The sequence below is a fragment of the Gelidimonas diazotrophica genome (assembly GCF_055694025.1).
Window position 1 is genome coordinate 1,526,123 of sequence record NZ_CM146349.1, and the last position, 14,073, is coordinate 1,540,195.

The 14,073-nt window shown below is 54.4% G+C and carries 10 protein-coding genes, 2 tRNA genes and 2 pseudogenes; 11 read left to right on the plus strand and 3 right to left on the minus strand.

The window, feature by feature from the left end; genetic code table 11:
• Positions 1–109: 109 nt before the first annotated feature.
• The 7 genes and pseudogenes from KGFNPO_RS07065 (at position 110) to KGFNPO_RS07095 (ending at position 7,274) form a co-directional block, all read left to right on the plus strand.
• A complete protein-coding gene (locus tag KGFNPO_RS07065) occupies positions 110–1,024 on the plus strand; it encodes a LysR substrate-binding domain-containing protein (protein WP_472633915.1) in 915 nt (304 codons plus the stop codon).
• Between the two features lie 162 nt (positions 1,025–1,186).
• Entirely contained in the window at positions 1,187–1,552 is a 366-nt protein-coding gene (locus KGFNPO_RS07070) for a hypothetical protein (RefSeq protein WP_472633917.1), read from the plus strand.
• A 2-nt stretch (positions 1,553–1,554) separates the two neighbouring features.
• Positions 1,555–1,986 carry a hypothetical protein gene (locus tag KGFNPO_RS07075; RefSeq protein ID WP_472633919.1) on the plus strand — a complete coding sequence of 144 codons (432 nt, stop codon included), beginning with the start codon at positions 1,555–1,557 and terminating at the stop codon, positions 1,984–1,986.
• Complete coding sequence (locus KGFNPO_RS07080; protein ID WP_472634411.1) at positions 1,986–2,957, plus strand: CapA family protein; 972 nt, start codon at positions 1,986–1,988, stop codon at positions 2,955–2,957. Before KGFNPO_RS07075 ends, KGFNPO_RS07080 begins: the two co-directional genes overlap by 1 nt.
• A 248-nt stretch (positions 2,958–3,205) precedes the next feature.
• Positions 3,206–4,876, plus strand: a complete 1,671-nt coding sequence (locus tag KGFNPO_RS07085) for a methyl-accepting chemotaxis protein (protein ID WP_472633921.1) — start codon at positions 3,206–3,208, stop codon at positions 4,874–4,876.
• Between the two features lie 268 nt (positions 4,877–5,144).
• Positions 5,145–5,423 (plus strand): annotated as a pseudogene (locus tag KGFNPO_RS07090) (chemotaxis protein CheW); the annotation flags it as partial.
• Between the two features lie 162 nt (positions 5,424–5,585).
• A complete protein-coding gene (locus KGFNPO_RS07095) occupies positions 5,586–7,274 on the plus strand; it encodes a methyl-accepting chemotaxis protein (RefSeq protein WP_472633923.1) in 1,689 nt (562 codons plus the stop codon).
• A gap of 156 nt (positions 7,275–7,430) precedes the next feature.
• On the opposite strand, the gene KGFNPO_RS07100 is transcribed toward KGFNPO_RS07095, so the two are convergent.
• Positions 7,431–8,171: a glutathione S-transferase gene (locus KGFNPO_RS07100; RefSeq protein ID WP_472633925.1), complete on the minus strand. Its 741-nt coding sequence runs from the start codon at positions 8,169–8,171 to the stop codon at positions 7,431–7,433.
• 423 nt (positions 8,172–8,594) lie between these two features.
• Between KGFNPO_RS07100 and KGFNPO_RS07105 the strand changes: the two are divergent.
• Positions 8,595–9,917: pseudogene (locus KGFNPO_RS07105) on the plus strand (MFS transporter); the annotation flags it as partial.
• Between the two features lie 103 nt (positions 9,918–10,020).
• Positions 10,021–11,124: a chorismate synthase gene (aroC, locus tag KGFNPO_RS07110; RefSeq protein WP_472633927.1), complete on the plus strand. Its 1,104-nt coding sequence runs from the start codon at positions 10,021–10,023 to the stop codon at positions 11,122–11,124.
• 106 nt (positions 11,125–11,230) lie between these two features.
• Here the strand turns inward: aroC and KGFNPO_RS07115 are convergent.
• Positions 11,231–11,307, minus strand: a tRNA-Asp gene (locus tag KGFNPO_RS07115).
• A 44-nt stretch (positions 11,308–11,351) separates the two neighbouring features.
• Positions 11,352–11,427 (minus strand) — tRNA-Val (locus tag KGFNPO_RS07120).
• A 253-nt stretch (positions 11,428–11,680) separates the two neighbouring features.
• Between KGFNPO_RS07120 and KGFNPO_RS07125 the strand changes: the two genes are divergently transcribed.
• Positions 11,681–12,709 (plus strand): bile acid:sodium symporter family protein, encoded by a 1,029-nt coding sequence (locus KGFNPO_RS07125; protein ID WP_472633929.1) that lies wholly within the window; start codon positions 11,681–11,683, stop codon positions 12,707–12,709.
• A 157-nt stretch (positions 12,710–12,866) separates the two neighbouring features.
• Positions 12,867–14,063, plus strand: a complete 1,197-nt coding sequence (locus KGFNPO_RS07130) for an acyl-CoA dehydrogenase family protein (RefSeq protein WP_472633931.1) — start codon at positions 12,867–12,869, stop codon at positions 14,061–14,063.
• Positions 14,064–14,073 lie beyond the last annotated feature (10 nt).

The following is a 14,073-nucleotide window of genomic DNA, read 5'->3' on the forward strand; positions in this document are numbered from 1 at the left end:
AATTGGGTTATAAATCTTTTTCAATGACTAAGTTTAAAATAGAAATAATATTAGTTAAATAGCTAAATTCGATAATGATTATCCTGTATATAGAATAATTGGATCTGCAATGTACGATTTGAATGATATGTATTTGTTCGCCAAAGTGGTCGAGCAGGGCGGTTATAGCGCTGCTGCGCGGCACTTGGGGATGCAGGTTTCCAGACTCAGCCGGCGTATCAGCGATCTTGAATCCAGCCTGGGGGTGCGTCTTCTCAACCGGACCACCCGCAAAATTTCGATGACCGACGTTGGCAATACGTTTTATCAGCACTGTATTGCGCTCGTCGCCGAAGCGCAGGCGGCACGCGATACGATTGATCGTACCCGCGCCGAGCCGCAAGGATTGGTGCGCTTAAGTTGTCCGGTCGGATTGCTGCATAGCAATGTTGCCGCCATAGTGACGCGCTTTTTGCTGGCAAAACCGCTGGTGCGGGTTCATGTGGAAGCCACCAACCGCCGTGTGGATGTGGTGGAAGAAGGTTTCGATATTGCATTGCGGGTCAGGAGCCTGCCGTTGGAAGACTCCAATCTGGCCGTTCGCCTGCTGGCTAATACCGAACTCATTTTGCTCGGCAGCCCCGGCTTGTTTGCCCTGCACGGCAAACCGCAGCAAATTGCCGATTTGAGCCGCTTTCCCACCTTGAGCATGACGCGTCCTGGCGACAAATATCTGTGGCAGTTCACCAAGCCAGACGGCAGCGTCGAAGCCGTTTCACACTTGCCGCGTCTGGCTACCGACGATTTCGTTACCTTGCATCGCGCTGCACTGAACGGCGTCGGCATCACGTATTTGCCCAAATTCATGGCGCAAGAGGATCTCGCCAGCGGTGCGCTGGAACATGTGCTGCCGGAATTGACGATTCCGCAGGGCGTCGTGCATGCGCTCTTTCCATCGCGTCGCGGTTTGGTGCCGGCGGTACGGGATTTCATCGACGCGCTGGTGGAAGGCTTCGCCGCCGGAGAGCAAAGCTTGCTTGATTGAATTTTGGGTTTTTATAAATAAAGGGAGTATGCACATAAATGCTGTATCTTCCGCACGTATATATTGCGGAGCTATAAAATACATCAGTTAGTATAATTATGGTTGAAAAACCATGTGTAAATGTAAGTTCTATCGTTACCAGTCACCATCAAGAGAAAAAACATGATCAAAAGTGAAGCCATCAAGCGCGTTAATGGGGCTCTTGGCAGCCCGTTGCTCAATGAGAGCAATACGCATTGGGCAACCGTCGTCGCACATGCCGGCGATGAAGGTTGGTGGATTCATATCCCATTGCTGCAATTCAAAAAGGAAATTCACATCCTGCTCTGCAGTGAAAAGGCCAAGGTTTTCCGCCATCTGAAAATCAAGGCCAGCGAAATACTCAGCCCGGCAATGAAGTTCCGTTGCAAGGATCAGGTCGCCGACATTTTTATTTCCGCTGCCAGCCCCCGAAAGCTGGCTGATTTAGTGCCCGGCGGCACCAAGCACAATTTCAGCAAACATATCGTGTCCGAATACCGCTTCTGACTATGTCCATCCCATTTCAACACTCCAGCATCAGGATGCGCGTCGTCGCACTATGGGCGACTTTGCTACTTGCCACCGCTACCGCAGTTGCCCACGCCGCGCCATTGTTGCGCTGCCAGGTTACGTATGCCGGCACCACGCATATTGTGGTAGCTGTGCCCGGCTCGGACCCCTACAGCGTTCCATCGGTCGACATCGGCGGGCGATTTCGCTTCAAGGCCGTGGTGCTGGGTACGCAAGAACGGATCGACGTAATCAATCTGTACGCTTACCTTGATGCAAAACGCCAGCCGATACTTATCCATCAAGCCAAATATTTGCCGCCTTTCAAGGCGTCCGTGACGCCCATCGCACTGACTGGCAACAATTTTCTTTATGCCTCCAATGTGGAGCGCGAGCTTCAGTACAGTTGCACCTTGCAGGGAGTGCAGTGATGATCCATCTTGCCAAACAGATTAAGTACATTAAGCACGCGATCACTAGAGCGGTTTGTCTGGCGCTGTGCATATCCAGCGCCAGTGCCATCGCAGCAGAAGCGGAGCCAACGGTCAGCTTGTTATTTGCCGGCGACATCGTGCTGGACGGCAAGCCCGGCAAAGCCATTGAACAGGGCCGCGATCCATTCGCCCCGTTTGCTGCAATACTGCAAGCGGCCGACATTCGCATCGGCAACCTCGAATGCGTGGTTGCCACCAGCGGCGATCCGGCCGACAAGAACTTCACCTTTCGCGCCCACCCGCGCACGCTGGCTGTACTCAAGCGCCACTTCGATGCGGTCGCGCTGGCCAACAACCACTCGGGCGATTTTGGCCGCGTTGCCTTTGCTGAAATGCTCGGTTTACTTGATCAGGAGGGCATCCTGAAATTCGGCGGCGGCCACAATCTGCGCGAAGCGCACGCCCCGCTCATCATTGAGCGCAAAGGTATCCGCATTGCGCTGCTCAGTTATAACGAATTCATGCCGCGCAGTTTCGAAGCCGATTACAACGCTCCCGGTGTAGCGTGGAGCGAGGACGAACAAGTGGTGGCCGACATCAAGGCTGCGCGCAGCGTGCATAAAGCAGATTTGGTGATTCCGATCATGCACTGGGGCTGGGAAAACGAAACCCACTCCGGCGCGCGCCAGCGCCAGTTGGCACACTTGATGATCGACGCCGGGGCCGACGTCATCATCGGCGGCCACCCGCACGTCACGCAAGAAATCGAGCACTACAAGGGCAAGCTCATTGTCTATAGCGTGGGTAACTTCGTGATGGAAGAACTCGACAATGCCAATCAAGCCGTCGGCTGGGTATTGCGGCTGCAACTCGACCGCAACGGCGTGCAGCGTTTCAAGACCAGCGTCGCCCATATCGACCGCGAAGGTATTCCACATCCGGCGTCGGTGGCAAAAAGAGTGCGGTAAGCATCACCAGGACAGTACGAAAACAATCGCATCAAAGCGTCCCGGCCCTATTGGCCTGGGCGCTTTTTTTTGTGCCACGGTCAATTAATTTTTAGTCAAGTGTCATTTAATTGACGAGAGTCAAGATAAGCCGATAGTGCGTAGTTATCATAAAAAAATTGTATTTAGGAAACATGTTGACAGCCAATATTGGTGCCAATACTGCAATATTTAATGTGCAAGCAATCAGACGCAACCGGGAAAATAATATGCTCAAAAACCTCACCATCAAATCTCGGCTGATTTTTGTAATCAGCCTCATCTCGGCCATCATGGTGCTAATCGGTGTGATGGGATTAATCAGTTTAGGTAGTGTCAACGCGTCGCTCAAGACGGTTTATGAAGATCGCCTGATTGCGGTAGGGCAGCTTGATCAGGTGGTCAGATTGTTTGCTCGCAATCAACTGACGATCTACAAAGCCATTACTGGCGACCCGGCAAAAATCGGTATGCGCATGGATATAGTGGAAAAAGATGAGGTAGAAAGACACAATGTATGGACTCAATACCAGTCCACTTACTTGTTGTCGGAGGAAAAAACGCTTTCCGACAAGTTGAACAAAGCAAGCAAGGCATTCGAAGATGTAGTGCTAAAACCTGCAATCGTTGCGTTGCGCGCCAACGACATCAAACTGGCGACCGAACTTGTGGATAGCAAAATGGAGCTGTATTTCTTGCAAGCGCGTGACCCGATTGATGCGCTCATCCGGTTACAGCTGGATACCGGTGAGCGTGAATTTCAACAGTCGCAAGACGCCTACAGCACTTTCCGTATTTTGGCTATTTCTTTCATGACATTGGGTTTGCTAATGGGTTTTGGCATTGGCATTTGGCTAGTGCGTAGCATTTCACATCCCCTGAACTATGCCGTGAGGATTGCGCAAAACGTTGCCGCCGGTGATTTGAGCCAGAAAATAGAAGTCACCTCGACGAATGAGACCGGCAAGCTGCTGCAAGCGCTGAAAGACATGCGCGACAGCCTGATCGGGATAGTGGGCGAAGTGCGCATCGGCACCGATACCATCGCCACTGCTTCAAGCCAAATCGCGGCCGGTAATATGGATCTGTCGTCGCGCACCGAACAGCAGGCCAGTTCGCTGGAAGAAACCGCATCGTCGATGGAAGAGCTGACCAGCACCGTCAAGCAGAACGCCGACAACGCACGCCAAGCCAACACCCTTGCGACTTCGGCCTCGGATGTGGCGAGCAAAGGCAGCGCGGTGGTGTCGCAAGTGGTCGAGACCATGGGCTCAATCCATGCCTCGGCGAAGAAAATTGTCGATATCATCAGCGTCATCGACAGCATCGCGTTCCAGACCAACATCCTGGCTCTCAATGCGGCAGTGGAAGCGGCCCGCGCCGGCGAGCAAGGGCGTGGCTTCGCGGTGGTCGCAACTGAAGTGCGCAATCTGGCGCAACGTTCGGCCGCTGCAGCAAAGGAAATCAAGATCCTGATTGGCGATTCAGTCGAAAAAGTCGATGCAGGCACCCAGCTCGTCGATCTGGCCGGGAGCACGATGAATGAAGTCGTAGCGAGCGTCAAGCGCGTAACCGACATCATCAGCGAGATCACGGCAGCCAGCCGAGAACAAGCCGCCGGCATCGAGCAGATCAACCAGGCCATTACGGAAATGGATAACGTGACGCAGCAGAACGCCGCATTGGTAGAAGAAGCCGCCGCCGCTGCCGCATCGCTGCAAGATCAAGCCGGCAACCTGGTGCAAGTGGTCAGCGTGTTCAAGATCGACGGCACGCACGCGGTGGTTGCACCCATCGCGGCCGCAACCCGCGATATCAGGAGCCCAGCGTTGCATGTGAAGTTGCGCGAACGCGTGGCGAATACACCTGCCGCCAAAGGCGGTGAATGGGTAGAGTTTTGATGTCGCCGACCATCTCGTCACCGGCGATGTGCCGGCGGCGGGGGTAGTCAAGAATGGGCACGATTTGTGCCCACATTTATTTAGTTGTCGAATTTTAATTAATTTCTCATCAAGGGTCGTTTAGTTGATGCAGGACAAAATGATATGAGGACACGTAGCTATAATCGAAAAATTTTTCCGGTGGAATATGATGACGCCCAGTATCAATACTGCATCGTTGAATGCACAAGGTAATTTGGCTCGGCATACGGCGTCCATCACAGACGGCATGTCCTCCATCTCTTCCCTGGAATTTCTAGCCGTCACCTTGGGTCATGAAAAATACGGCATCGATATCCGGAAAGTCCAGGAGCTGCGCGGTTTTGGCATCGTCACCCGCAGCGGCAATAGCCCCGACTACATCAAAAGCGTAGTCAATCTGCGCGGCGTGATCGTGCCGATCATTGACATGCGCATCAAATTCAATCTCGGTACGCCCACTTACGACCAGTTCACGGTCGTCATCATCCTCAACATCGCCGGCCGCATCATCGGCATGGTGGCCGATATCGACAAGCTGATGTCGAGCGATGGCATGAGCCTAATTGAGAAGGCTGTGGCATGCATCAAGGCCCAATAGCTTCACACTCGAAGTCAATTCATTACGTCTAAATCCAACAGCGTAACAGTCGATTAAATTTTGGATCAAAGGGAATTTGCAAACATGAATATGAAGTTAAAGACAAAGATCATTTTGAACATGGGCCTGGTATTCCTGTTGTTCAGCGTTGCGATCGGCGTGGCACTAACGGGGATGCAGAGCAGCAAGAGTCAGTTCGAGAGATTTCTGGAGCATGATCTTGCGTACTCGAAAGCCGCAACTGACTTGTATGCACAAGGATTGCTCATTGGGCAGGCATTGCGCAACACTGTTATTGATCCGGCCAACAAAACAGCCTTCAAAAATCTGGAGATGGCGGGCCTTGAGTTCAAGGATATCAATCAAAGTGCCTTGTCCCTGGCAAAAAATGATCCGGTAGATTTGAAAGTTCTGCAAGAAGTTGCTGCATTGCGAGACCAGCAAATTCCAATTCAGGCAAAAATTCTTGCCCTTACTAGGGAGAGTCAGGCCGCAGCCTTTGAGTCGATCCGCAAGGAAGAGACCCCGGTGTGGCGCAATATCCGGATATTGTTACAGGATTACATCAAGGCCAAGAACGCCGCAGTTGAAAATACCAAAACGGAGATGGCCGCATTTGGCCAGCGCATGTTAGTTATCGCGCTGGCGCTGATGCTGGCAGCGATGGTGGCGGGCGCGGGAATAGTTTTCTGGTTGATTCGTCACATCATGCAGCAACTGGGTGGCGAACCTGTTTATGCCGTCGAAGTTGCACACGCGATATCTGGCGGGAACTTATCAATGGAAATTGTCTTTGCTAAAGATGACAGTACCAGCCTGCTATTTGCCTTGAACGCGATGCGTGAACACCTGAATGCGGCCATCGGCGACATCAGGCAGTCAACCGACACCATCGCCACCGCCTCCAGCCAGATCGCGGCCGGCAATCTTGATTTATCTTCCCGCACCGAAGAACAAGCCAGTTCGCTGGAAGAAACCGCGTCGTCGATGGAAGAACTCACGGCTACAGTCAAGCAGAATGCCGACAATGCGCGGCAAGCCAATCAACTGGCGCAATCCGCATCCGATGTCGCGTTCAAGGGCGGCGCGGTAGTCTCGCAAGTGGTAGACACCATGGTATCTATCAATGATTCCTCGAAAAAAATCGCCGACATCATCGGCGTGATCGACGGCATCGCGTTCCAGACCAACATCCTGGCGCTGAATGCTGCGGTGGAAGCGGCGCGCGCCGGCGAACAGGGCAGGGGCTTTGCGGTGGTCGCCAGTGAAGTGCGCAACCTGGCGCAACGTTCGGCCGCTGCGGCACGGGAAATCAAGACCCTGATCGGCGACTCGGTCGACAAGGTCGCAACCGGCACCAAGCTGGTCGAGCAGGCTGGCGCGACCATGCAGGAAATCGTCGAGAGCGTCACGCGCGTGACCGACGTCATGAGCGAGATCACTTCGGCCAGCGCCGAGCAGACCTCAGGCATAGACCAGATCAACCAGGCGATCATGCAGATGGATCAGGTCACTCAGCAGAATGCTGCGTTGGTGGAAGAAGCCGCCGCCGCTGCTGCATCGCTGCAGGATCAGGCCGGCAACCTGGTGCAAGTAGTCAGCGTGTTCAAGACCGGTGGCACGCACGTCGCCACAAGTGCGCCGTCCAAGGTGGTGAACCGTCCGGCTCTGTTAGCGGCAGTCGCCCGCAACGTCAAGCGTGCGAAGCCGGAAGCGAAGTCGCTCAAACACGTGGCGAATGCGCCTGCCGCCGGTGGCGGTGACTGGGAAGAATTCTGAGGCCGCCTGAGGAGTCCGCAATGCTGTGCGCGGGGTGTCCATAGTTTCCGCGCAACCGTCCTAACCTGAAAGCCGCTCATGCCGCAATGTTGAGTGGCTTTTATATTTTCGACCAGATGTGTCACTTTATGCGCGTCTGCGCCGCCTCCCGTCCAACTATCCATCAAGCTCCGCGTAGTGCCGAAAAATACCTTGCTGATTGAACGGCAAGCGCCGGTTTGACGCCAGATAGGCGGCGATGTGCGGGCGTGCCGCGACGCTTTGATGCAACGCGATCAAGCGTGGGTACGCAGGTGCCAGCGCCTTCATCGTATGCGGGAACGCGTAGCGCAAACCGGCGATGATCTGGAACATCGACAAATCGACGTAAGACAGCGCATCGCCTAGCAAATAAACGTCGCCGTTATCGTCGTTACCGCTGTTACATTCAAGGATGCGCTCGAAATAGCCGAGGAATTTCGGTAGCCGTGCGCAGGTAAAGTCTTGCGCACGCCGCAACGCTTCCGGTTTTTGGTCTTTGTAATAGAGACCGCTGGCGATCGGGTGGTGGGTATCGTGTATCTCGGTCAACAGGTCAGCAATCGTGAGTTGCAGTTGGTGCGCCCAGTGCTGGCTCGTTTCATCTTCCGGTACCAACCCGAGCCGCGGGCCCAGGAATAGCAATATGTTGGCGGTCTGTCCGATGATCTGGTCGCCGGCTTTCAGGAACGGCGGCGCGAATGGCGGCTGGGCAAGATCGTTGCTTTCCAGCAGCCGCATCAGCGCCGGCATGCCCATGCCGCTACGCTCGGAACCACGAGCAATATCATCGTAATCGGCGCCCGCATCTTCCAGGGCAAGTCGTATGAATTCTCCCCGGCCCTGTATGGTGGGCCAGTAATACAGTTCGTAGCGCATGGGCAGACTCTCCGCAGTTAGTGACGCAATAGGGCAGGCAAGTTGGTATTTGACGCAATGCGATTATCGCGCCAGATTTCGTGTCACGATAGCATTTTGACCATTTTAATTATGTAGTTCGCGCTAACTTGCCGCGGGTTTGGAATCTCTCCGTACGGCCACTACGACGCCATCTCTTGCAAGGAAAAGAACGTTCATGACAGGCTGAATAATTCCATTAATCCATAATTTACCCGGAGTATGCCTAAAAACACTGCAATTCCCGCATAATTTAATTGCGGTAATTAAAAATACATAATTGAGTATATTTTATTTCAAAAAATGCATGAAACTGCTAGCAGCAAATTGCCGCTATCGATAAAATCGTCGTCCATCGCATTTTTTACGCGCACCCAACCAGTAACCTTTCAACAATCCTTATCCATGCGTCAATCCGGCCAATTTTCCCTGCTCGCCCAGCGGCGTTTCGGACCATTCTTCTGGACCCAGTTTTTTGGTGCGTTTAACGATAACGTGTTCAAGACCGCATTGCTGACCATCATCACTTACGATGCCTTGCGCTGGACCACGATGGATGTGGGCTTGTTGAATAACCTGGTTCCGGGACTGTTCATTTTGCCATTCGTGCTGTTTTCCGCGCTGTCGGGACAATTTGCCGACAAGTTCGACAAGGCGCGCATCGCGCGTTTTGTGAAGCTGCTTGAAATCGGCATCATGCTGGTCGCCGCGTATGGCTGGATGACGCACAGCTTGTGGATTCTGGTGGCTGCGGTGGTCGGCATGGGGCTGCACTCGACGCTGTTTGGCCCGGTGAAATACGCGTATCTGCCGCAGCATTTGAAGCTTGAAGAGCTGATCGGCGGCAATGGCATGGTGGAAATGGGCACTTTCATCGGCATCCTGCTGGGCGAAGTGCTGGGTGCGGTGCTGGTGGTGCAAAAGCCGTGGGGGCTGGAAATCATTGCCGGCAGCACGATTGCGTTCGCACTGATCGGCTGGATAGCCAGTCGCGCCATCCCGCCGACGCCAGCGCCGGCGCCGGAGTTGCAGATCAACTGGAACCCGTGGCGCGAGACGTTGCGCAATCTGCATTTTTCGCGCCAGAACCGCACCGTGTTCCTGGCCATGCTGGGCAATTCGTGGTTCTGGTTTTACGGCGCGATCGTGCTGGCGCAGTTTCCGGTGTATACGCGCGATTACCTGCACGGCGACCATAGCGTGTTCGTGCTGCTGCTGACGATGTTTTCGTTCGGCATCGGCGCTGGCTCTTTATTGTGCGAACGCTTGTCAAGGGGCAGGGTGGAGATCGGGCTGGTGCCGCTGGGCGCGATTGGCTTGACTGTATTCGGCTTCGATTTGTTTCTTGCCAGTATCGGTTATGCCGACGTCGCTAATGTCACAATGGCCGCAATGGTCGGCATCGGTGGTTTTGTGGCGCTGCAGGGCAGTCTGCGGATTCTGTTCGATTGCCTGCTGATCGGCGTTTTTGGCGGCTTGTATATCGTGCCGCTGTTCGCACTGATCCAGACCCGCTGCGATCCGCAGCACGTGTCGCGCACCATCGCCGGCATGAATATCCTGAATGCGCTGTTCATGGTCGGCGCCGCGCTGGTGGCAATGATCTTGCTGAAAATGGGATGCAGCATCCCGCAGATTTTCATGGTGACGGCGGTGCTGAATGCGCTGGTGGCGGCAGCGATTTTTTCAGCCGTGCCGGAATTCTGGACCCGATTTGTGGCATGGCTGCCCGGACGCTAGATTGCCCCTGATCCGTAGCATGATTGCATACGGATAGGCTGGTAAAATCAGGCCTTTCCAGCTCAATTAACCTTATTAATCGGCCCACACTATGTCCGGCAATACTTTCGGCACGCTCTTCACCGTTACCACCTTTGGCGAATCACACGGCCCGGCCATCGGCTGCGTCATCGATGGCTGCCCGCCAGGCATGGCTTTGTCGGAAGCCGACATCCAGCCTGATCTGGATCGCCGCAAACCCGGCACCTCGCGTCACGTCACGCAACGGCAGGAGTCCGACACGGTGGAAATCCTGTCCGGCGTGTATCAGGGCCAGACCACCGGCACCCCGATTGCGCTCTTGATCCGCAACGAAGACCAGCGCAGCAAGGATTACGGCAACATCGCTGAGACCTTCCGCCCCGGCCATGCCGACTATACCTACTGGCAGAAATACGGCATCCGCGACCCGCGCGGCGGCGGCCGCTCGTCGGCCCGTCTGACCGCGCCGGTGGTGGGCGCGGCTGCCATCGCCAAGAAATGGCTGCTGCAGCAATACGGCACCACCTTCACCGGCTGCATGAGCCAGTTGGGCGAGATCGCGATTCCGTTTGAATCCTGGGAACATGTGCGCAACAACCCGTTCTTTGCGGCGACCGGCAACCTCGGCATTATTTTGCAGCTGGAGGAATACATGGATGCCTTGCGCCGGGCCGGCGACTCGATCGGCGCTCGCATTGATGTGGTGGCGCAAAACGTGCCAGTCGGCCTGGGCGAGCCGATTTACGACAAGCTCGATGCCGAAATTGCTTACGCGATGATGGGCATCAACGCGGTCAAAGGCGTGGAGATCGGCGCCGGCTTCAAATCCGTGGTGCAAAAAGGCTCGGAACACGGCGATGAACTCACGCCCGAAGGCTTCGTCGGCAATAACTCCGGCGGCATGCTGGGCGGCATTTCGACCGGGCAGGACATCACGGTGTCGATTGCCATCAAGCCGACTTCGTCGATTCGTGTGCCGCGTCGCTCGATTGATAAAGAAGGCACGCCCAGCACGGTAGAAACCTTCGGCCGACACGATCCATGCGTGGGCATTCGCGCCACGCCGATTGCCGAAGCGATGCTGGCCCTGGTATTGATGGATCACGCGCTGCGGCATCGGGCCCAGTGTGGCGATGTACGGGTGAACACGCCGAAGATTGCTGCGCACGATTAATTGGGAACGAAATGGCGGTAGTAGTGCAGGCACAGAGGCCTGCACTACTGAAAATGCGCAGCGGAATAGAAAAAATGGTGAACCGAAGTTCACCCTTTTCAAATATTGGCGGAGCGGACGGGACTCGAACCCGCGACCCCCGGCGTGACAGGCCGGTATTCTAACCAACTGAACTACCACTCCTAATTAACACTATTTGCAACCTGTCACAATTGCTGTTTGACTGATGGTGGGTGCTGACGGGGTCGAACCGCCGACCTACGCCTTGTAAGGGCGCCGCTCTACCAACTGAGCTAAGCACCCATATTCTTTGCTTAGTCAGTCAAACTATCGATGTTTATGTTGCAGCACCGAAGAAGCGAAACTATACATGGGGTTTCTGATTTTGACTAGGTCTTGTGAGGAATATTTTGATTTTTTTGCTCCGGTAGCGGTTCTTCCAACGCGCCGATGCGTGATGGTTGGAGTTAAACTTGCGCCTTGCAGTTCTGTTTCCAGCAAGTAATGCTGATGCAATACAAATCCAAATTGTGTATTTATTTTCCATAGGCCCCCAATGACTCGCCCTCGTTTTTTGCCGGATGATTTCACCCTGGCGTTGATTTTTGTCGTTATCGTCGCCAGTATTTTTCCTTGCGAGGGGCAGGTCGCGGTAGCTTTTGACTGGGTCACCAGCTTTGCCATCGGTTTGCTGTTCTTTTTGCATGGCGCCAAGCTGCCGCGTGACGCAGTGGTTGCCGGCATGCGTCACTGGCGCTTGCACTTGACTGTGATGGCATGCACTTTTCTGATGTTCCCTGTACTGGGGATACTCCTCAAGCCGCTCTTGTTGCCGCTGGTGACGCCTGAGTTATATCTGGGTATTCTGTTTTTGTGCGTACTGCCGTCCACTGTTCAGTCGTCGATTGTATTTACCGCGGTGGCCCGGGGTAATGTGGCGGCTGCCGTTGTCAGCGCTTCCGCGTCCAACCTGATCGGCATGTTTCTGACGCCGCTGTTGGTGGGTTTGCTGGTGGTCGCAGACAGCACCAACCACTCTTCAGCCGATTCCGTTATCCGCATTGCATTGCAATTGCTGCTGCCTTTCATCGCCGGCCAAATTGCCAGAAAATGGATAGGGCGCTGGGTTGATCGTCATAAATCAGGTCTGAAATTTATCGATCAGGGTTCCATCCTGCTGGTGGTATATACGGCGTTCAGCGCATCGGTCGGACAGGGTTTGTGGCAACAGTTGCCGCTGCGGGCGTTGGGTGGCTTGTTCATCGTCAGTGCAATATTGCTGGCGCTGGCCATAGGAATCACTACATTTGCTGCACGCCGTTTGGGCTTCAACAAGGAGGATGAAATCGCTATCGTGTTTTGCGGTTCCAAAAAAAGTTTGGCCAGTGGCGTGCCGATGGCCAATGTGTTATTCGCCAGCCATGCGGTCGGCGCCATCGTGTTGCCATTGATGCTGTTTCATCAGATCCAGTTGATGGTATGTGCGGTGCTGGCGCAGCGTTATGCAGCGCGCTTGCAAATTGATGAAAAGAAGGAAAGCGCGCTGCCATCCACATCCACATCTTCTTCGCACGAATCAAAGTGAGGGTGATTTTCTGCATGTAATCGGAGCATCGATCAAATCCAGTATTCCTGAAAATTATTGTCTGTTTGAGCATAGATACAAAAATCCTGTTTATAAGTAATCCGCTGTACAATTAATTTTGAACGGTCGTGCTTTTAATATAAATGGGGGAGACAGCATGGATTTGAATTACACCGCGCAAGACCTGGCGTTTCGCCAACAGGTGCGCGTTTATCTGGAAGCAAACCTGCCGCAAGATTTGCAGTCAAAGGTACTGAATCATCAGCGCCTATCCAAAGAGGATTACGTCCGGTGGCACAAGACGCTGGCAAAACAGGGCTGGGCCGCGCCGGCCTGGCCGCTCGAATCCGGCGGCACCGGCTGGAATGCTGTGCAGCGCCATATTTGGGAAGATGAGTGCGCCCGCGCCGGCACCCCGCCTATCCTGCCGTTCGGCGTGAATATGGTGGCGCCTGTGATCATGGCCTTCGGCAACGAGGCGCAGAAGCGTCATTACCTGCCGCGCATTTTGAATTGCGACGACTGGTGGTGTCAGGGATATTCCGAACCGGGTTCGGGCTCCGATCTGGCTTCCTTGAAAACTCGCGCTGAACGCGTTGGCGATCACTACATCGTCAATGGCCAGAAAACCTGGACCACGCTCGGCCAGCATGCCGACATGATGTTTTGCCTGGTGCGTACCGATGCCAGCGGACGCAAGCAGGAGGGCATTTCCTTTTTGTTGATTGACATGCACACGCCCGGCATCACGGTGCGCCCGATCATCACGTTGGACGAAGAGCACGAAGTCAACGAAGTGTTCCTCGATAACGTCAAGGTGCCGCTGGAAAATCTGATCGGCGAAGAGAACAAGGGCTGGACGTATGCCAAATACTTGCTTGGACACGAACGTACCGGCATCGCCGCAGTCGGCCGCTCCAAGCGCGAATTGCTGTTCCTCAAGCGGATTGCACTAGCGCAGCATAAAAACGGCAAGCCATTGCTGGATGATCCGGTGTTTGCCAACAAGGTGGCGACGCTGGAAATCGAATTGATGGCGCTGGAAATAACGGTGCTGCGCGTGGTGTCGCAAGAGGGCAGCAAGCGCGGTCCGGGGCCGGAGGCATCCCTGCTCAAGGTCAAGGGAACCGAAGTGCAGCAAATGCTGACCGAACTGATGCTGGAAGCGGTCGGCCCGTATGGCATGCCATTCGACCCGGCATTCCTGGAAGGGCAGCATCCGCACAGCGTGGCGCAAGACGACGATGCCGCGCCGCTGGCGTCGTATTACTTTAACTTCCGCAAGACTTCGATTTACGGCGGCTCGAATGAAATCCAGAAAAACATCATTACCCAGATGATTTTGGGGCTGTAAAACGATCAAA